Annotated in this window: 17 protein-coding genes; 12 read left to right on the plus strand and 5 right to left on the minus strand. The window is 57.9% G+C overall.

Annotated features, from left to right (window positions below):
* Nucleotides 1–38: 38 nt before the first annotated feature.
* Nucleotides 39–3,740, minus strand: coding sequence for a methionine synthase (gene metH / locus ACWJJK_RS10040; RefSeq protein ID WP_077731859.1), 3,702 nt, complete (start codon nucleotides 3,738–3,740; stop codon nucleotides 39–41).
* A gap of 249 nt (nucleotides 3,741–3,989) precedes the next feature.
* Between metH and ACWJJK_RS10045 the strand changes: the two genes are divergently transcribed.
* The 6 genes from ACWJJK_RS10045 to ACWJJK_RS10070 all read left to right on the plus strand — a co-directional run bounded on the left by ACWJJK_RS10045 (nucleotide 3,990) and on the right by ACWJJK_RS10070 (nucleotide 9,598).
* Complete coding sequence (locus ACWJJK_RS10045) at nucleotides 3,990–4,385, plus strand: hypothetical protein (RefSeq protein ID WP_077731893.1); 396 nt, start codon at nucleotides 3,990–3,992, stop codon at nucleotides 4,383–4,385.
* A 16-nt stretch (nucleotides 4,386–4,401) separates the two neighbouring features.
* Entirely contained in the window at nucleotides 4,402–4,830 is a 429-nt protein-coding gene (locus ACWJJK_RS10050) for a hypothetical protein (protein ID WP_077731858.1), read from the plus strand.
* A gap of 79 nt (nucleotides 4,831–4,909) precedes the next feature.
* Nucleotides 4,910–5,086, plus strand: a complete 177-nt coding sequence (locus ACWJJK_RS10055; RefSeq protein ID WP_240502611.1) for a DUF2970 domain-containing protein — start codon at nucleotides 4,910–4,912, stop codon at nucleotides 5,084–5,086.
* Between the two features lie 222 nt (nucleotides 5,087–5,308).
* A complete protein-coding gene (locus tag ACWJJK_RS10060) occupies nucleotides 5,309–6,823 on the plus strand; it encodes an FAD-dependent oxidoreductase (protein WP_077731856.1) in 1,515 nt (504 codons plus the stop codon).
* A gap of 354 nt (nucleotides 6,824–7,177) precedes the next feature.
* Nucleotides 7,178–8,833 (plus strand): peroxidase family protein, encoded by a 1,656-nt coding sequence (locus ACWJJK_RS10065; protein ID WP_077731855.1) that lies wholly within the window; start codon nucleotides 7,178–7,180, stop codon nucleotides 8,831–8,833.
* A gap of 312 nt (nucleotides 8,834–9,145) precedes the next feature.
* Nucleotides 9,146–9,598: a YaiI/YqxD family protein gene (locus tag ACWJJK_RS10070; protein ID WP_077731854.1), complete on the plus strand. Its 453-nt coding sequence runs from the start codon at nucleotides 9,146–9,148 to the stop codon at nucleotides 9,596–9,598.
* Nucleotides 9,599–9,649: 51 nt separating this feature from the next.
* Here the strand turns inward: ACWJJK_RS10070 and ACWJJK_RS10075 are convergent, their stop codons facing one another.
* Nucleotides 9,650–11,311 carry an MFS transporter gene (locus ACWJJK_RS10075; protein ID WP_077731853.1) on the minus strand — a complete coding sequence of 554 codons (1,662 nt, stop codon included), beginning with the start codon at nucleotides 11,309–11,311 and terminating at the stop codon, nucleotides 9,650–9,652.
* A gap of 233 nt (nucleotides 11,312–11,544) precedes the next feature.
* On the opposite strand from ACWJJK_RS10075, the gene ACWJJK_RS10080 reads away from it, so the two are divergent.
* Nucleotides 11,545–12,387 carry a class I SAM-dependent methyltransferase gene (locus tag ACWJJK_RS10080; protein WP_240502610.1) on the plus strand — a complete coding sequence of 281 codons (843 nt, stop codon included), beginning with the start codon at nucleotides 11,545–11,547 and terminating at the stop codon, nucleotides 12,385–12,387.
* A 32-nt stretch (nucleotides 12,388–12,419) separates the two neighbouring features.
* Here ACWJJK_RS10080 and ACWJJK_RS10085 read toward each other — a convergent pair whose 3' ends face one another.
* The 3 genes from ACWJJK_RS10085 to ACWJJK_RS10095 form a co-directional block, all read right to left on the minus strand.
* A complete protein-coding gene (locus ACWJJK_RS10085; RefSeq protein ID WP_166642439.1) occupies nucleotides 12,420–12,584 on the minus strand; it encodes a hypothetical protein in 165 nt (54 codons plus the stop codon).
* A 212-nt stretch (nucleotides 12,585–12,796) separates the two neighbouring features.
* Nucleotides 12,797–13,528, minus strand: a complete 732-nt coding sequence (locus ACWJJK_RS10090; protein WP_086133796.1) for an SDR family NAD(P)-dependent oxidoreductase — start codon at nucleotides 13,526–13,528, stop codon at nucleotides 12,797–12,799.
* A 22-nt stretch (nucleotides 13,529–13,550) separates the two neighbouring features.
* Nucleotides 13,551–14,201, minus strand: coding sequence for a DUF938 domain-containing protein (locus ACWJJK_RS10095; RefSeq protein WP_077731851.1), 651 nt, complete (start codon nucleotides 14,199–14,201; stop codon nucleotides 13,551–13,553).
* 253 nt (nucleotides 14,202–14,454) lie between these two features.
* Between ACWJJK_RS10095 and ACWJJK_RS10100 the strand changes: the two genes are divergently transcribed.
* From ACWJJK_RS10100 to ACWJJK_RS10120, 5 genes are all read left to right on the plus strand, one after another.
* A complete protein-coding gene (locus tag ACWJJK_RS10100; RefSeq protein WP_077731850.1) occupies nucleotides 14,455–16,047 on the plus strand; it encodes a sigma 54-interacting transcriptional regulator in 1,593 nt (530 codons plus the stop codon).
* A 222-nt stretch (nucleotides 16,048–16,269) separates the two neighbouring features.
* A complete protein-coding gene (locus ACWJJK_RS10105) occupies nucleotides 16,270–16,878 on the plus strand; it encodes a DUF1326 domain-containing protein (protein ID WP_077731849.1) in 609 nt (202 codons plus the stop codon).
* A 45-nt stretch (nucleotides 16,879–16,923) separates the two neighbouring features.
* The gene (locus tag ACWJJK_RS10110) at nucleotides 16,924–17,655 is read left to right on the plus strand and encodes a DUF2182 domain-containing protein (RefSeq protein ID WP_166642438.1); all 732 of its coding nucleotides are present in this window, start codon (nucleotides 16,924–16,926) and stop codon (nucleotides 17,653–17,655) included.
* A 531-nt stretch (nucleotides 17,656–18,186) separates the two neighbouring features.
* Nucleotides 18,187–18,390, plus strand: coding sequence for a cytochrome oxidase putative small subunit CydP (gene cydP / locus ACWJJK_RS10115; protein WP_077731847.1), 204 nt, complete (start codon nucleotides 18,187–18,189; stop codon nucleotides 18,388–18,390).
* Complete coding sequence (locus tag ACWJJK_RS10120) at nucleotides 18,390–19,958, plus strand: cytochrome ubiquinol oxidase subunit I (protein WP_077731891.1); 1,569 nt, start codon at nucleotides 18,390–18,392, stop codon at nucleotides 19,956–19,958. Before cydP ends, ACWJJK_RS10120 begins: the two co-directional genes overlap by 1 nt.
* Nucleotides 19,959–19,972 lie beyond the last annotated feature (14 nt).

Consider the following 19,972-nt stretch of genomic DNA (forward strand, 5'->3'; position numbering starts at 1 on the left):
CACCTTGACCATGAATCGTGTTTAGCGATTATCGAAGGCTAATCCGGTTCGTAAGCCAGGATCGGCGCCAGCCACCGTTCGGCTTCCCTAAGCGTCACGCCTTTCCGTTTCGCGTAATCCTCGACCTGGTCGCGGCCGATCTTGCCGACGTTGAAATATTTCGCCGCCGGATGTGCCAGATACCATCCGCTGACGGAGGAAGCGGGGTACATCGCGAAAGACTCCGTCAAGCGGATGCCGCTGTTCTGTTCGGCTGCCAGCAGTTCGAACAGCGCGGCCTTTTCGGTGTGGTCCGGACAGGCGGGATAGCCGGGGGCAGGGCGGATGCCCCGATACGCCTCGGCGATCAGTTGCTGGTTGCTGAGCTGCTCGTCCGGCGCGTAGCCCCAGAACTCGCGGCGAACCCGCCGGTGCATCAGTTCGGCGAGGGCTTCCGCCAGACGATCGGCCAGGGCCTTGAGCATGATGCTGCTGTAGTCGTCGTGGTTGGCGGCGAAGCGGTCGAGATGTTTTTCGATGCCGTGGCCGGCGGTAACGGCGAAGCCCCCGATATAGTCGGGCACGCCGCTCTCTTTCGGCGCCACGAAATCGGACAGGCAGTAATTGGGCTGGCCGGGCGGTTTCACCGCCTGCTGGCGCAGATGGCGAAGGACGGTCAGCGTTTCCTTCCGGGTATCGTCGGCATACAGCAGGATATCGTCGGCAGATGCGTTAGCCGGGAAGAATCCGACCACCGCGCGGGCGGTCAGCCACTCTTCCGCGACCAAGGTTTCGAGCATGGCCTTAGCGTCCTTGAACAAGGTGCGCGCATGCTCTCCGACCACTTCGTCGTCGAGAATTTTCGGGTAGCTGCCCGCCAGCTCCCAGGTATGGAAAAAAGGCGACCAGTCGATGTAATCGACAATTTCCCGCAACGGGTAATGGTCGAATACCCGTAGACCCAAGAAAGTCGGATGCGGCGGCACGTAATGCTGCCAATCGCCATGGAAGGCGTTGGCGCGCGCCGCGGCGATCTCGTGCAGCGGGTTTTGTGCCTTGCGTCCCGCGTGGCGTTGGCGCACCTCTTCGTATTCGCGCCGCGTTTGCGAGATGAAATCGTCCCGCAAATCTTCGCTTAAAAGACTCCCGGCGATTCCGACACTTCGCGAGGCATCGGTCACGTAAACCGCCGGGCCGCTGTAGTTCGGCTCGATCTTGACGGCGGTATGGGCGCGCGAGGTGGTTGCGCCTCCGATCAGCAGGGGCAGAGTGAAGCCCAGCCGCTCCATTTCTTTGGCCACATGGACCATTTCATCCAGCGACGGCGTGATCAGACCGGACAGTCCGATGATGTGGACATCATGCTCGCGCGCCGCGTCGAGGATTTTCTCGCAAGGCACCATGACGCCCAGATCGATCACTTCGAAGCCGTTGCATTGCAGCACGACGCCGACGATGTTCTTGCCGATGTCGTGCACGTCGCCTTTGACCGTGGCCAGCAGGATTCTGCCGTTCGATTGAATCGTACCGCCGGCTTTTTCCACTTCCATGAAGGGCATCAGATAGGCCACCGATTTCTTCATGACCCGGGCGGATTTGACCACCTGCGGCAGGAACATCTTGCCGGCGCCGAACAGGTCGCCGACCACGTTCATGCCCTGCATGAGCGGACCTTCGATGACGTGCAAGGGGCGCGCGTATTGCTGGCGGGCCTCCTCGGTGTCTTGCTCGATAAATTCGTCGATACCCTTGACCAGCGCATGTTCCAGGCGCTTCTCGACCGGCCAGTGGCGCCACGCGAGGTCTTCCTTCTTTTCGACGGTTCCGCCTTCGTCCCGGTATTTCTCGGCGATGGACAGAAGCTGTTCGGTGGCGTCCGGATGGCGCGCGAGGATCACATCCTCGATGGCATCCCGAAGTTCCGCCGGAATGTCTTCGTAAATCGCGAGCTGTCCGGCGTTGACGATACCCATGTCCATGCCGGCACGGATCGCATGGTAAAGAAAGACGGCGTGGATGGCTTCGCGCACCGGATTGTTGCCGCGAAAAGAGAAAGACACGTTGGAAACGCCGCCCGAGACCAGGGCATGGGGCAGGGTTTCCTTGATCTGGTGCACGGCTTCGATGTAATCGAAGCCGTAGCGGTTGTGCTCCTCGATGCCGGTGGCGACGGCAAAGATATTCGGGTCGAAGATGATGTCTTCGGCCGGGAGTCCGACCCGTTCGGTGAGAATCTTGTAAGCGCGGGCGCAGATTTCCACCTTGCGCTCGCGCGTGTCCGCCTGGCCCTGCTCGTCGAAGGCCATGACGATGACCGCGGCGCCGTAGCGGCGGACCAGCTTGGCGTGGCGGATGAACGCGTCTTCGCCTTCCTTGAGCGAAATCGAGTTGACGATGCCCTTGCCCTGAAGACATTTCAGTCCGGCTTCCAGGATGTCCCATTTGGACGAGTCCAGCATCACCGGCACGCGCGCGATGTCGGGTTCAGAGGCGATCAGGTTCAGGAAACGGACCATGGCGGCCTGCGAGTCGAGCATGCCTTCGTCCATGTTGACGTCGATGATCTGCGCGCCGTTCTCTACCTGCTGGCGGGCGACGTCGATGGCCTGCTCGTACTTCTCCTCGCGGATCAGGCGGCGAAAGGCCGCCGAGCCGGTGACGTTGGTGCGCTCGCCCACGTTGACGAACAAGGATTCGGGGCCGATGTTCAGGGGCTCGAGCCCGGCCAGGCGGCACTTCGGTTCGATAGCCGGCAGATGTCGCGGCGGGAAATGCTCCACGGCGTCGCGAATGGCTTTGATATGGGGCGGGCGAGTGCCGCAGCAGCCGCCTACGATGTTCAGAAATCCCTGCTCCGCCCATTCCGCGATTTCCTTGGCCATGGCTTCCGGCGATTCGTCGTATTCGCCGAATTCGTTGGGAAGTCCGGCGTTGGGGTGGGCCGAGACATGGGTGTCGGCGATGTGCGAAAGCTCTTCGATGTACTGCCGGAGCTGCTTGGCGCCCAGCGCGCAGTTGAAGCCGATGGAAATGGGTTGCGCGTGGCGCAGCGAATTCCAGAAAGCCTCCACGGTTTGCCCGGACAGGGTGCGGCCAGAGGCGTCGGTGATCGTGCCCGAGATCATGACCGGCAAGCGGAGTCCGCGGTCGTCGCAGTACTGTTCCACGGCGAAGACGGCGGCCTTGGCGTTCAGAGTGTCGAAGATCGTTTCGATGAGAATGATGTCCGCGCCGCCGTCGACCAGGCCTTGGGTGGCTTCGTAATAAGCGCTGACGAGATCGTCGAAACTGACGTTACGAAAGCCGGGGTCGTTGACGTTCGGCGAAATCGAGGCGGTGCGGTTGGTCGGGCCCAATACGCCGGCGACGAACCGCGGCCGGTCGGGAGTCTTCTCGGACATGGCGTCGACCGCTTGCCGCACCAGCCGGGTCGCTTCCACGTTGAGCTCATAAGCCAGTTCCTCCATGCCGTAATCGGCGAGGCTGACCCGATTGGCGTTGAAGGTGTTGGTTTCAATGATGTCCGCACCCGCTTCCAGATAAGCGTCGTGAATCGCCCGGATGATCTGCGGCTGAGTGAGGCAGAGCAGGTCGTTGTTGCCCTTGAGATCTTTCGGCCAGTTCGCAAAACGCTCTCCGCGATAATCCTTTTCCTCGAGCCGGTAGCTTTGGATCATGGTGCCCATCGCGCCGTCCAGGAAGAGAATCCTTTCGGAAAGAAGTTGTCTCAATAGTGCGGTGCGGGCGTTCAAATCGGTCATCGTGGGATATTCCGGGGTAAGGGAGAATTCGAACCGGCGTTTTGACGGCAAAGAGTTCTATTTTAGAGACAGACGGTCCGGCAATAAACCGGTTCATGCGCGGCAAGCCGGTGTATTCCTTGCCATAAGGAAATGAATGATGTCAAAATTCGGCTCGCTTTCAAGAATAGCAAGCTGTTCCGCCCCACGGATGCCTCTTTTTTTGCGGGGAAGAGCAACCGCTACAATAAACGTTCCGGGGAGATTTCTATGAATTTTCGAGCTTTCGGCGCAGCCGGCCTGATTTGGCTTGTTGGAGCCATGGGGACGACCGCTTTGGGAGAAGTCCCGCTAAAAGACAACAGCGAAATTGTGGGTACGTGGCGCCTCGAGTCGGTGGCTCCGGCACTTAATAAACCCAAGATCGAGGAAAATAGGACCTGGGAATTCAAATCTGACGGTACCATCGTCACTTCGGGTTACAACCGGCATTTCAAAGCGGAAGATCGGCACGAGTGGAAGTACAAGGTCGTGGACGGCAAGATCGTGGCGGATGATCCGGGGCGGCCGGGAAAAACGATCGATTACATGGTCTACGAAAAAACGCCCGACCGAATGATCCTGAAAGGCGGTATCGAAGGATTTTATTTCTTTAAAAAACAATAATTAGAGGAAACCGGATATGAATAAGTTTTTTCAGTTCAATAAAGATGACCGAACGATGTGGCTGGGCATGTTGGGAATTAGCGCGATCTTTATCGTGCTGATGTCGTTGTTTACGACCACGTCCCCTTTCTATTACGCGAAACGGATTCTGATCACGATCTTTATCATGTTTCTGCCGGGCTACGCGATTACCAAGCTGTTCTTCGATCATATGGAGTTCACGGAATACAGGGCGCTCGATAAATTCTTGGTTTCGTTCTTCTTTTCCATAGCCACGGTGCAAACCTTGTACTTCATCGCGACCTACGTGCGGACTTACGCCTTAAACGTGGATGAAGATGTCATCAGCAGTAACGCGATCTCGATATCGATTGCTCTCTTGGTTACCGCAGTTGCCTTTGGCGTCAAATTTTATTTGAACAAAAAGAAAACGATCGCATCTTAAAAATAGGCTTTGTTCGGCAGATTTGATGACAACTATGAGTTCCGGTGATTCTAATTCAAAAAGACCTACGGTATTTCAGGTGATTGCCAGTGTCGTCGCGGCGGCTTTCGGCGTTCAAAGCTCGGCTAACCGGGAGCGCGATTTCGCCTTTGGCTCAGCCAAGGCTTATATCATCGGCGGCATCATTTTTACGGTGCTGTTCGTGGTGGCCGTCATTGCCGTGGTGAATCTGGTGATCAAATCCGCCGGGACGTAGGAACGCTTGAACGGTGACGCCGTCAAAAACCCCGCAGGTTTGCCGCGGGGTTTTTCTTTGCACAGAATTTCGGCGTGTCGCTTGTCGAGGAGATCGGTTGACGAATTCTGGAGGCGACGATTAATCTTCCCTGAAGCGGTGCCCATGCCGCTTCGTTTCGCGACTTAACGCTTACGTTTAGTAAGCGATTCAGGGATCCCTAAGGACTAAACGGAGGCTAGGATGGCCGATATTCCCACCAAACATGTCTCGTACTGGATCGATTCGACGCCGGAAACGGGCTATCCGGAACTTCCGGGCGATCTTTCCGTCGATGTAGCCGTTGTCGGTGCCGGTATCGTGGGCCTCACCACGGCGCTTCTGCTGAAACGGGCTGGGCGCAGCGTGGCGGTGATCGACTCGCGGAAGATCGTCGGGCAGGTCACGGGGCGAACCACCGCCAAATTGACCTCGCTCCACGGTCTTATCTATTCCTATCTGATCAAAACTTTCGGCGAAGACGGCGCTCGCGCCTATGCCGAGTCGAATCAAGCCGCGATCGAGATAGTCGACACCATACGGACGCAACTCGGCAGCGACTGCGATTTCGAGCGTCAGTCGGCATTTACCGTTACCGAGTCGGAGGAGCAGGTGCCGGCATTGGAAGCCGAGATGGAAGCTGCCGCGAAGCTTGGATTGCCGGTCGATTTCGTCACCGAGACGACCTTGCCTTTTCCGATTGCCGGCGCGGTACGCTTCGATCACCAGGCGCGTTTCCACCCTCGGAAATACCTGCTGTCGGTCGCACAGGCGGTGAGCGGCGACGGCTGTGCGGTTTTCGAGAATACTCGAGTGCTGGACGTCGAAGAGGGTACCCCGTGCCGGGTGCTGACCGATAAGGGGAAAGTCGAGGCGCGAGACGTGGTCATCGCCACCAATATTCCCATTCTGGATAAAGGCGGATTCTTCGCCAAAGTGTTTCCGAGACAACATGTCGTCGTCGGGATTCGAGTTGCCCCGGAGCAAGTCCCCGACGGCATGTTTCTGTCGGTGGGAGAGCCCAAATATTCGGTTCGCGTCCATCCGACGGATAAAGGGCCGTTGCTGATCGTTTCGGGACAGGGCTATCGGACGGGGCACGCCGACACGGCGCAGAAGTCGAGAGAGCTCAGGTGGTTCGTCCAAAACCGCTTTCAGGTCACCTCTATCGAATACGAGTGGATCAATCAGGATTACGACGCTGCCGACCGAGTGCCTTATATCGGTCATCTCACGCCCGGCTCGAAGCACCTTTATACGGCAACCGGATTCAATGCCTGGGGTTTAACCAACGGCACGGTGGCCGCTACGATCATTTCCGACGAGATTATCGGCAACCACAACCGCTGGGCGAAGCTCTACCGGGCTACGCGCGTGAATCTCAAGGCATCGGGCGGAAAGTTGCTGAAGGAGAACGTCCATGTCGGGGAAATGTGGTTAAGGGACAAATTGGCGTCCGGTCATAGAAAAACGGTGGAGACGGTTGCGCCCGGGGAAGGAGAGATCATCGATCTCCACGGCAAAAAAACCGCCGTGTATCGAAACGAGGAAGGCCGAATTCACGCTGTATCCGCCGTTTGCACGCATCTCGGCTGTATCGTTCACTGGAACAAAGCGGATAAGTCATGGGATTGTCCTTGCCACGGCTCGCGCTTCGATGCCGAAGGAAAGGTGATATCGGGGCCGACGCGAAAGGAACTCGAGCCTGTATCGTTGTAACCGGCCACAGGAGACGGTAAAGAAAATTCAGCCGTGAACCATCGTCGCAAACTTCCCTGGATTCGCCGCTAAGCTTGGGCGGTTGTCCCAGAATTCTTGATCGGTAATCATCCTGATTATTTTTCGTGTCGCATTTGAGTAATTATTTGTTCAAGTCGCGATACTTTTTGTTTTTCCGGAGATGCATCTTTGGTCAGGGCTCGGTTCATTGATTAACGGTCGAGCAGGTGCGCTCGCGGGCGTCGTGCGACCGGTTTGACTCGATGGCCGTATTAAACGGATTTGGACATTAGGAGAAATCCTTAACGCCCGGTAAAACGTCTTTTTACAGTAGCGCACAGGGACGTAAACGCTATGCAATCCGACGAACACCCCGCCGATTTACGGCAGACTCCTGAAAGAGGTGGCGCCGCGCTTTGGACTGCGGTGGCGCTAACCGTTTATTCCGTGTTGGGAGCCGTTCATGCAAAGGACTACCGAAGCATCGACGGTTACGGAAATAACATCGCCCATCCGACATGGGGTATGGCCGGTGCTTACCTGCTGCGCAGCGCGAGCGGAGCTCACTATACGGACGGCATTTCCTTGCCGGCTGGGGCCTCGCGTCCGAGTCCCCGCGAAATCAGCAATGCCGTTTTCGCCCAAAATGACGATCTGATTCCCGCGAAAGGCCGCCAGAGCGATTTCATGTGGACCTGGGGGCAATTTTTGGACCACGATATGGGACTCACCCAAGGAACGGCCGAAAGCTTTCCGATCAAGATTCCAGCGGGAGATCCGTTTTTCGATCCCCGGGGAACAGGCACAAAGACGATGCCTTTCTCGCGCGCCATCTTCGATCCGGCCACCGGGACGAGCACCGGCAACCCGCGCGAGCAGATCAATGAAATTACCGCTTACATCGACGGCTCCATGATTTACGGGTCCGACGAGGCTCGTGCCCGCTGGCTTCGGACCGGGCCGTATCTGAAAGGTTCGTCCGGCAATCTGCTCCCGTACAACGACGGGACCCAACCCAATGCGGGTTCGCCCGAGCAACCGAATTTTTCGTCGGCTCTATTCGTCGCGGGCGACATCCGGGCCAACGAGCAGCCCACGCTTGCGGCCATGCATACGCTGTTCATGCGCGAACACAATTACCAGGTCGACCGAATTCGCGAGGCAAATCCGGATCTCGATGACGAAGAACTGTATCAGCGCGCCAGGGAAATCGTCATCGCCGAAATTCAGCATGTTACGTACGAGGAATATCTGCCGGCGCTTTTGGGGCGAGGCGGCCTTCATATGAGATCGAGCTACGATGCCGGGGTCAATCCGGGGCTCAGCTCGCTTTTTTCGACAGCCGCCTTTCGGCTCGGGCATACCATGCTCAGCCCGTCAATCTTGCGTCTCAACGAAGACGGCTCGCCGATCAGGGAGGGCGCGCTTTCATTGCGGGAAGCATTCTTCGAGGCCACGCCTCCCATGCTGGCCGGCCGTGGCATCGATCCTCTCATCCGCGGTGTGGCGGTGCAGCGCATGCAGGAGCTGGATGAAAAAATCGTTGATGATGTTCGCAATTTTCTGTTCGGTGCGCCGGAGGCCGGCGGGTTGGATCTGGTTGCGTTCAATATCCAGCGCGGCCGTGACATGGGATTGCCCGATTTCAATACCGCGCGTGCGGATCTTGGCTTACCCCGCAGATCCAGTTTCTCCGAGATCACCTCGGATCGGGCTATGGCAACGAGCTTGGAGCGCCTTTACGGCAACGTCGACGACATCGATATGTTCGTGGGTCTTCTCTGCGAGGACGACATGCCCGGCACGATGTTGGGCGAAACGCTGAGAGCCATACTGATGGATCAGTTCCACCGCACTCGTTCCGGAGATCGCTACTGGTATACGCGGACCCTGAAGGGGAAGGATCTCGCTATGGTGCGCCAAACGCGCTTGTCCGACATCATTCGCCGCAATACGTCGATACGGAAGATTCAGAAAAACGTGTTTTTTGCACCGAATCACGATCGCTGAGGCAGGGGCCAGAGCACCCGATGGCGATTAGGCGGAGGCTTATCGCGGTCCGGTCGATGTCACCGTGAAAGAGCAATGATGGCACTGACGGTTGACTTACTGTGGCACTCCGTGCCTATCACCGGGACAATCTGCGAACGTTCCGCTCGCGCCAAACGATGGTATAGGCGTCCTTTGGTACCATTCGTATTACAATCGGCTGAATCACGGGCATGGGTTGAAGATGGGCAGGATAGCTCAATTCGATGATTCACCGGTGGCTGTGGCGGATGGATTTACTTGGTGCAGCCTTAACTAGTGAAGAAACTTGTCATGCAAATCTGGGTCGATGCCGACGCCTGTCCGAACGTCATCAAAGAGATTCTGTATCGTGCGGCGGAAAAACGGCAAATTTCGCTGACTCTCGTCGCTAACCAGCCCCTTCGAACGCCGCCGTCGCGTTATATCCAGGCCATTCAGGTGCCCGCCGGGTTCGATGTGGCCGACAACAAAATCGTTCAGGCAATTCAGCCCGGCGATCTCGCGGTTACCGCGGATATCCCGTTAGCCGCCGAAGTCGTCGAGAAGGGTGGTTATGCGCTCAACCCGAGGGGGCAGTTCTACACGAAAGACAATATCCGCGAACAACTGACGTTGCGAAACTTCATGACGGAGCTGCGCAATAGCGGGGTCGAAATGGGTGGCCCCTCGTCGTTGAGCCAGGGCGACCGCCAGGCGTTCGCGAATCAGCTGGATCGTTTCTTATCCCGACAAGGCAGGAACTGACCAGAGCTTCACGTCCACCGTGACCCTATTCGATCGCCGTGCCTCAGCCCGTCAATAGCGCTCGAAGCCGGTCGCGGCGGCCGGTTCGGGTTTCGGTTCCGCCAACAGCGAGCGCTTGACGAAGAAGATAGCCGCCATCGGCATCGCCAGTCCGACGATGGCGACGGTGATGAACAGCGCGCCGAGTTCGCTGTAATCGGCTGGAATTTCTACGGCTCCGGTGCTTGCATTTCTGACCTCGCGCGTGACGGTGAATATCTGGTTCAGATATTTGGTGCCGAGTTGCGAGAGCGATAGCGCCAGATTGGTAAAGGCGGCCATGACCGCGAAATAGGTTGCCTTGAGCCTTTCCGGAGCCGAGTTGGCGATCCACGCGAGCATCGGGATCATCGCGATCTGGCCCAGGGGCGACTCGAGCGCCGTGTCGATCAGGGCGATGAACCGGGCATCGACGACGCCGCCGGTGCGGGCGGCGGTCCAATGGTGAAATCCGTAGAACATCGCGATATTGGGCAAGAAAAGGACGGCGCCGGCAATGGTCAAGAAGGCAATGATATAGGTGATCGGACGCTCGGCCATGAAGCGGCGGAAGATGAACATGCCGAACAGCGTCAATGCGCTGGCGACCAGCGAAAGCTGAGATAGAAACTGTTGATCGAAACCGAGCTCGTCGATCATCCACCAGGTCGAACCGGCGCCGGTCGTGGGGATCGCGCGGAATGCGAAAATCACGATAGCCGTGGCGTAGAGTTCGTGTCGCGCGCGCTCGGGAAGGTCTCGGGTCAATTGCCGCATCAGGAACAACACGATGCCGAGAGAACCCGCGAAGATGATTTCCTCGTTGAGTGGCACGGCGGCCAAGCCCATGCTGGCCGAGAACAGGACGAACACCAGGCCGCCGCCCAGAATCCACCAGTTGGCCTCGGGCAATTCGTCCATGGGTCTTCCCAGGAACCGCTCGATCTGGTCCATCTCGAAACCTTGAGCGGCTAGCCGCTGTACGTCGCGCCAGCGCAAAGCGGCGGCCAACGCCACGCCAAGAACGGAAACGGCCGGAATGATCAGCGCCAGGCGGTAAATCTGAAGATAAACCGCCGCTTTCTCCAATTCGCCAAGGTTTTCGACGCCGCTGAAAAGGTATACGTTGACGGCGGCGACCAGAACGGTGCCGCCGATGATCGCGACTCGCCCCAGGGTCTGCATGGTGGTGTGGGCCAGGCGAAGCTGTTCGTCGCCGACCGGACGGCCTTCTCGGTCCACGCGAGGTACGGCCTCGACGGTCATGGCGTCCGCCACCGTGTCCTGCAATACGTAACCGACCGGCGCCAGCAGGGCGGAAAGAACGTACCAGGTTTCGATCGGCATAAGCTCGCGCATGGCGTCCGGTTTGTCGAGCAGACCGATCATGATCAAGAGGCTGGCGGAAATCAGCCCGGCACCGAGAATGATGAGGCCGGACTTGTGGCGCCAGATCAAGTCGACCAGATGCCCCATAGGCATCTTCAAGGTCCAGGGCAGCATCATCCAAAAGCTGAGGGCGGCCAGGAACTCCGCAGACAGGCCCAGATATTCCTTGACGAAAAAGGTGCCGACGATGCCGGTCAGTCCGGAAATTCCGGCCGCCATGTAGACCATGAGGGGCGGAAGATAGCTCAGGCGCATTTGGCGGCCGAGGTCGAGAACGTTGCGGTCTAGCCATTCTCTCCAATGCATGGGAATCTCTCTCCTTGGTTGAATATTCCAAACGATTGTAGAACAAGCGATCGAGCGGTCCGAGTTTTTTGGTTGCAAGTCAGTTCGGAACGATCGTCGCCTTCAGGGACTTGGTTTACCTCGACTGGCGATTTTGATAGAACCGGGCGGGTGAATACGGATACGGCGTGGTTGCTTCTGCGCCGGAAGCAAAAGAGAACGTTACATTATTCCCGAAAAGCATGGAGACCAGCATGAAATTGCATTCCTTGGCACAGATGTTCAAGACCCTTTTGTTCGGTGCGCTGATCAGCGGAATCGTCTCGGCGCCGGAGTTGGCGGAGAGCGCTACGCTCGACCAATCGCTGGATCGGGCGCTTCAAGGCGATCACCGGGACCCCGGAAATCGCGAGCGGGACAAATACAGGCATCCCAAGGAAACCCTGCAATTCTTCGGACTGCGGCCGGATATGACGGTAGTCGAAATATCGCCCGGACGCGGCTGGTATACGGAGATTCTGGCTCCTGTCCTGCGTGACGAGGGAAAGCTCTACGCGGCCGGCTTCGGCCCGGTTCGGCCGGGCATGCCCGATTACGCCGTCAAGATACAGAAAGCATACGAAGCCAAGCTCAAGGTGCGCCCGGACGTCTACGACCGGGTTGTGCCGACTTCGATGCAGAATCCGAAGGATGCCGATTTTGCACCGCCGGGCACGGCCGATCTGGTGTTGACCTTCCGGAACGTGCACAACTGGATGGCGGACGGTACGGCGGACGAGATGTTCAAAGCCGTGTACCGGGTTTTGAAACCCGGCGGTACGCTGGGCGTGGTCGAACATCGCGCGAAGCCCGGCACTTCGCTCGAGGATATGAAGAAAAGCGGCTATGTGACCGAGGATTATGTGATTGCTTTGGCCGAAAAAGCCGGTTTCAAGCTGGCCGACAAATCGGAAATCAACGCCAATCCCAAAGACGGCAAAGATCATCCGGAAGGCGTATGGACTCTGCCGCCGACCTTGCGGATGGGCGAAAAAGATCGGGCACGCTACCTTGCGATCGGGGAGAGCGACCGGATGACTCTCAAGTTCACCAAATAGGCGTTCGGACGGACGGCTACCCGAATCGGACGCTAACGTCGCCGGGTTCGATCATCGCTTTGCTTGAGTTGCAGCCACCGGGCTATGAGCAGTGCGGTCAAGATCAGCCAGCCGTAAGGGTAGGGGATGGCCCCGACGAAGAATGCGCTGAGCACGGCGACGAGCAGCGCTCCCAATGTCAAAAGATAGGTATCCATGGCGGCGAGTCTCCGAAAATCGCGGACTGTCCGCATGTTAGACCGCTTGGAATGGCCGGGGTAGCCGCTCGATGAAAAGAAGCGTGGAAACGGGCGTCGGCAAAGGATGGCCGACCTACGAACTTGTGTTGTCCAGTAGGTCGGGAATCCTTTCCCGACATTTATGTTTCCGCAAACGGAGCCATCTCCATTTAGAGGCAAAGGAAACGAGATCAAAACGGCTCCTTGAACGGGCGCAGGTCCAATTCGTGCGTCCAGGCGCTTCGGTGCTGATTGTGCAACTGCCAGTAGGTATCGGCAATCGCGTCGAGATCGAGGAGTCCGTCGGCGCCTTTTTGGGCGACGAATTCGGGAAATGCGTTTCGGGCCCGCTCGCCGTCAATGACGCCGTCGATGATGGCATGCACCACGTGGATGCCCTGCGGTCCGAACTCCCTGGCCATGCCCTGAGCCAGCGCCCGTAGAGCGCTTTTTGCCGCGGCGAAGGCGGTGAACGGAGGACGGGCGCGTAGCGAAGCGCTGGCGCCCGTGAAGAACAAGGTCCCGTGCCTTTGATCAGCCATCAGCCGCGCGGCTTCCCGTCCCACCAGAAATGCGGCGTAGGCGTTCTGCAGCCAAAGCTGTCTGAACATGTCGCCGCTGGTTTCGAGCAGCGGTGCCCGGCGATTGCTGTCCACGTTGCAGGCGACAATGTCCAGCTCGCCGGGATCGCCCGAAACCGTTTCGAACAAGGATATGACGTCGCCTTCGACGGTGGCGTCGGTTACGACGGGAACCGCCCGGCCGCCGGCCATTCGGATTTCCCCGGCGACGCGCTCCAGTTTTTCGGCAGTGCGGCCTCCGACATAAACCCTGAGCCCCTCGCGCGCGAAGCGGCGGGCGAGGGCGGCCCCCAAACCCTTGCTAGGCCCAACCCCGATGACGACAGCTTTATGGTCGTTCATATCATGGTACCCGTTCGGTTCGCTAACTTCGGCTAAAGATCAAGCCGAAATTATTGGCCGGCATATCTATCTTCTCGCTCAACCCCAGGGCATAAGCGCTCGCCGCTTTTTCCAAATCGGCGATGTCCTTCAGGCCCCACTCGGAAACCCCGGCTGAGTGGATCATCTGATCGAACTCATGATTCGATGCGGTGGTGTATCGGCCGTGGTCCTTGAAGGGACCGTAGACAAACAGAAAGCCGTCCTCGTTCAGCAATTGCGAGGCGCACTTCATCATGCCGTCCGCGACGGAAATCGGAGCCACCTGGAAGATATTGATGACAAAAATGACGTCGAAGCGCCGCTCGTCCGGGTTCGGCCAGGTCTCATCGCGCGTCAGATCGAGCTGGCTCGGCCGTGCGACGTTCTGCACTCGGTTTTCCCAGGTAACCCGCATGATGTTTTCCAGGGCGTGCTCGTTCAGGTCGGTCGGATGGAACGTCAGATGCGGGAAATATGGCGCGAAATAGTTGATGTGCATGCCGCTCCCGCTGGCGAACTCCAGGACGTTGCCCGGTGTCGACGGGAATTTCTGCTTGAAAACCTCCAGGATCGGATCGCGGTTGCGGTGTCCCGCCCAGGAAACATACGGACTTAAGGGATGCGGATCGAGCGGCGGTCTTTCTTGAGACATAAAGGTTATCCTCGTGGAATGTTCTTTTTGTAATGTTGTAATCAGATTGCGCCAGTGTCCTAAAGTGGGACGTGCATTTTGCAGCAGCTTGTATGCCAGGATTATTTAACGAAAAAAGCCAATAAAATCAGTATTGTAGTAAATAGCTATTCGATATGTTTATGAAATGTTATTTCAGTTGATGAAAAATGATTTCTTAATTCGAAAATCAGGTTTAGGCTATTAAGTCCATGATGTAGCACGAGCGCCCTTTATGAACCAGGCAAGCTTTTCGCAATTGACGCCGATTGGATTTCTCCAGACCTTCGTCATCGAACTGATGGATCTGTGCGAGGAGGCGGGCACGGCGCAGGCGGAGCAGATCATCGAGCGAATCGCCCGTAGCGCGGGCCGGTTTTTCGAGGAGACGTTCCGCGCCGAATACGGCCTCGATGAGGCTCTCGATCGAGAGCGCTACGCGGACTTGATCATTGGACTCAAGAATAAGATCGGCGGCCATTTTTCATTGGTTTCCAGCGATGCCGAGTGCATTCGTGTGGCCAGCAGTTGCTGCCCGTTCGGCGAGGGGGTGAAGAACTCACCGGAATTGTGCCGAATGACGTCCAGCGTGTTCGGCGCCATCGCGGCGCGCAACTTCGGCTACGCCAAGGTCGTGCTGGAGCGGCGTATCGCGCTCGGCCATGACGGCTGTCAAGTGGGGGTCTATCTGAATCCCGAGACCGCCGCAGGGTTGTCGGGGGTCGAATATCGAAACCAACCGGAGTCTAAGCCGGATCAGACGCTTGCCGGCGACTTACAAGCCCGCATCGAAGAGCGTATGCATCGGATATGGTGCCAAATGAGCGGCCGCTGTCCCACGCTCCCGGGCGTCGAACGGCCGGTCATCGTGGCACAGTCGCCCGCCATGCAGCAGGTATTGCGAGCGATCGAAATCGTGGCGCCTACCCCGGCCACGGTGTTGATCCGCGGCGAGACGGGGGTAGGCAAGGAGTTGGTCGCGCGTGCTATCCATGCCATGAGCGAGCGCAGCGAAAAACCCTTCATCGCCGTGAACTGCGGGGCGATTCCCGAAGGTTTGGTGGAGAGCGTGCTGTTCGGCCACGAGAAGGGGGCATTTACGGGTGCCATCGAGGTTCACCGGGGTTATTTCGAGCGGGCCGATGGCGGAACCTTGTTCTTGGACGAGGTGGATTCACTGACGCCGGCGGTGCAGACCAAGCTGCTCCGGGTATTGCAGGAGGGCGAGTTGGAGCGGATAGGGGGGCACCGCACTTTGAGTGTCGACACGCGGATCATTGCCGCCACAAACTGCGATTTGGAAAAGGCAGTAGCCGACGGGAGTTTCCGCAAGGATCTGTACTACCGTATCAACGTCGTGAAATTGGAAATCCCGCCGCTCTCCGAACGACCGGAAGACATCCCTCATCTGGTCGACCTGATCTTGAAGCGTCTGGCCGTTCGCTACCGGAAGCAAATCCATGGCGTGACGGCCGAACTCATGGACAGGCTACGGGCATACTCGTGGCCCGGCAACGTTCGAGAGCTGGAAAACGTCCTGGAACGGGCGGTGCTGTTCACTCAAGGTAACTTCATTAAAGACGCCGAACTCGGGCCGAATCGCGCCGCTCCTTTGGAAAGCGGCTGGAAGGCAATCCGTAAACACGTCTTGGACCGAGCGGAACGCGAATACCTCGAGCAAGCGCTGAAGCGTTTTCAGGGCGACGTCAACCAGGTGGCGGAATGGATGGAGCTGACGCCGCGCGCGGTATATCTGAAACTGAGCGAGCTCGACATCGATCCGTCGCTGTTTCGCCCTCAAAGGTCCAAGACAGCCAAGGATCGATAACCCGGTTTTAGAGCATTTTCTGATTCGGTGTAAGGGAGCCCCATATGTAGGTCGGCAATCCCTTGCCGACGTACCGGCTCGGCAAAGGGCTTTGTCGGCAAGGGATTGCCGACCTACGCTCTTCCTTCCCGACACGAATCCGTACACTGGGATGAAAAACGCTCTAGACCAGAACTTGTCCAAAAACGCCGATTCAATGAGCATATCTGACGGAGTCGACTTATGAGTACATCCAATTCCTGGCATCTGGAAGGCAACTATTTCGAAGCGTGCAACTGCGAAACGGCCTGCCCGTGCGTGTGGTTCAATCCCCCTAGCGAAGGAGATTGCAAGCTGCTCGTCGCCTGGCATATCGATAAAGGTCGTTCGGAAGGCGTTACGCTGGACGGGCTCAATGTGGTTTTGGCGTGTTATGCGCCGGGACACATGAAGGAGGGCAACTGGCAGGCGGCGCTTTATCTCGATGAACGGGCGGATAGTGCCCAGTCGGACGCTCTGGTCCGAATCTTTTCCGGCCAGTCCGGCGGACATCCAGCCGTACTGGCGGGGTTCGTCGGCCAGGTACTCGGTGTGAAGCACGTGCCCATGACCTACGAGGCTCTCGGCAAGGAGCGGCGTCTTCTGATGTCCGATCTCGCGGAAGTGAGTATCCGCGCCATCGACGGCATAGCCGGCGGCGAGGCCACGATTGCCAATCCGCCTCTGTGCGTGGTGCCGTCTCACCCTTCCGTGGTGGCGAAGTCGGGGTCTTACCGCTATCGGGATTATGGCTTCGATTGGGAGTTTTCCGGGCGCAACGGCTATTTCTCCCCTTTCGTATATCACTCCTAGGCCATGGCCGTTTCGGCGAGAATTTCTAAGAGTACGATCCAGGGTTTGCTGATTGCCGCGGGACTGGGCGCCGCCACGATCGCCGCGTGGTGGGCGCTCTATCAGCAGCAAGTGGCGATGAACAGCTTGCCCATGGACCGGATGTGGATGCCGCCGACCGGTACCTGGCGTTGGTCTTTGACCGATTTCGGGCTGACCGCGTCGATGTGGCTGATCATGATGCTGGCCATGATGCTGCCGGTGGTTGCGCCCATGACGATGCTGATCGTGCGTATCGACCGAGGGCGACGGGCGGAAACGCGGATTAATCTGCCGACATTTCTACTGGGTTATTTCGTGCTGTGGGTAGGGTTCGGGATCATCGCCACTTTGCTTCAGTGGCAGTTCCACGGCTTGAGATGGCTAACCCCGATGATGGATAGCCGCAGCTCCATGGTGTCCGGGTCCATTCTGATTATGAGCGGCCTTTATCAATTCACGCCATGGAAAACGGCTTGTCTGAGCCACTGCCGCGCACCCATGGGATTTCTTCTCAGTCATGGACGGCCCGGCTGGCGCGGCGGATTGCGACTGGGCTTGCATCACGGTCTTTATTGCGTGGGCTGCTGTTGGGCGGAGATGCTGGTGATGTTCGCCGTGGGCATCATGAACGTCCTGTGGATGGGATTGATTACCCTTGCGATCTTGGCGGAGCGCTACGTTCCCGGCGCAGGGGAAAGCACACGAAAACTGATCGGCTTCGGGTTGATTGCCTGGGGTTGCGTGCAGTGGCTGTGACGCGAAGAACTACGCCTGAGACGCGGGGATCGGGACTCAGGTTTCACCCAAGGTTCTCCATCGGACGAGTTTCGAGCTCCGTTTTCTGTCGACCGAAGTTTTTCGCCGGCCCCCCGTCGCCTGTACCGAATTGAACTTTGCAGCGGCGCAAGGGCAAGGTCTTGCCTTGACGAGGGCTGTCAGCGCTCGGATGTATTTTAAGTTTCATTTTGTTTCAGGATATACCGCGCCGTTTCAATGCCGTTTCAGGTGAAACGTCGAAATCGCGGTGCAGCCGATTCCTGGCCTGCTAGGGAAGGGTTATACGGCTTGGCACGGAGCTTGTTAATACATTAGCAAACTGTGATATAGGGCTAATCCCTCCGGAAACGATGACGGGCTGCATCCGCCGTCATCAGCGAGCATGCGGGACCAACCCTAAAGAACGGCGTTTCCCCCCTGGCCAGGGACGGCTTTTTCTTTCGTGAGACCGGATAACAATGGGTAACGCAGCGCCGTGGCCCACGAATTAATAACATCCGGAAACTCGATATGAATAACGTCACTTCAGATTTCTCAAAGGGACGCGACCATTTCCGGTGGGAAATTGCCTTGGCTCTGGTCCTCAAGATTGTCCTGCTGAGTGTCTTGTGGTTCGCGTTCTTCCGGCATGATCCAAACGTCCCGAAACCCGCCGTCGCGGATCTGTTTTCATCAGACCGCACGCCTCTTGTCCGCCAGGAGAGCATCAAATGATATCCGGTGAAGAAATCGTCAACCTGTCGAGGCTGCAATTCGGCCTCACGGCCATGTATCACTTTCTGTTCGTGCCCCTGACCCTGGGGCTGGCCTTCATTCTGGCCATCATGGAGTCGGTGTACGTGATGACCGGGAAGGTAGTCTATAAAGACATGACGAAGTTTTGGGGCAAGCTGTTCGCCATCAACTTCGCGATGGGCGTGACCACCGGCATCACCCTGGAATTCCAGTTCGGAACCAACTGGGCCTATTATTCCCACTACGTCGGCGACATCTTCGGCCCTATCCTCGCCAGCGAAGGCTGGATGGCCTTCTTCCTGGAATCCACTTTGGTGGGCCTGTTTTTCTTCGGCTGGGACAGACTGACCAAGGTTCAGCACCTGGCGGTCACCTGGCTGGTCGCCTTCGGAACCAGTTTCTCGGCCTTGTGGATTCTCATCGCCAACGGCTGGATGCAGTACCCGGTCGGGTCCGCGTTCAACTACGAGACCCTGCGCATGGAGATGGCGTCGTTCGCGGACGTGTTCTTCAATCCGGTGGCGCAGGTCAAGTTCGTGCATACCGTTGCCGCTGGGTATGTCACCGGTTCCATGTTCGTGCTGGGCATCAGCGCCTGGTACCTGATCCGGCGGCGCGATCTCGGCTTCGCCCGCCGTTCGTTCTCCATCGCGGCGGCGTTCGGTTTGGCTTCGGTGCTGTCGGTGATCGTTCTCGGCGACGAAAGCGGTTATACCTCGGGCGAGGTACAGAAGATCAAGCTCGCGGCCATCGAAGCGGAATGGGACACCCACGAGCCGCCGGCCAGTTTCACCATAATCGGATTCCCGGACCAGGAAGCGGAAAAGACCCATTTCGCCATCAAGGTGCCCTACGTACTGGGACTCATCGCCACGCGCTCCGTCGACGAGGATGTCAAGGGCTTAAAGGACCTCCGGGCCGAGAGCGCCAAGCGCATCCGAAGCGGCATGATCGCCTACGGTCAGTTGCAGAAAATTCGGGCAGGGGACAAGAGCGAGCCGACCAAGACTTTGTTCGACCAGCACATCACCGACCTCGGGTATGGCCTGTTGCTGAAGAAGTACACCGCCGATCCGGCCAGCGCTTCCGAGGAGATGATTCAACAGGCGGCCAACGACACGATTCCGCGGGTGGCTCCCTTGTTCTGGACTTTCCGCCTGATGGTCGCGGCCGGGTTCACCATGCTGTTTGTGTTCGCCATGGCCTTCTATTTCTGCGCGACGCGCGTAGCCGACCAAAAGAAATGGCTGCTCAGGCTCGCCACCTGGTGCATCCCGCTGCCGTGGATCGCTTCGGAGGCCGGCTGGTTCGTGGCGGAATACGGCCGTCAGCCCTGGACCATCTCGGGCGTGCTGCCGACCCATCTGTCCGCGTCCAACATCAGTTCCGACCAGCTCTGGTTCAGCATCGGCGGATTCGTGTTCTTCTATACCGCTCTGCTGATCATCGAGATGTTCCTCATGATCAAGTACGTGCGTCTGGGGCCGAGCAGTCTGCATACCGGGAAGTATTACTTCGAGACGAATCCGGCGGCTTCAGTGCCGTAATACCGGGAGAAAAA

Source organism: Methylocaldum gracile (assembly GCF_053646815.1).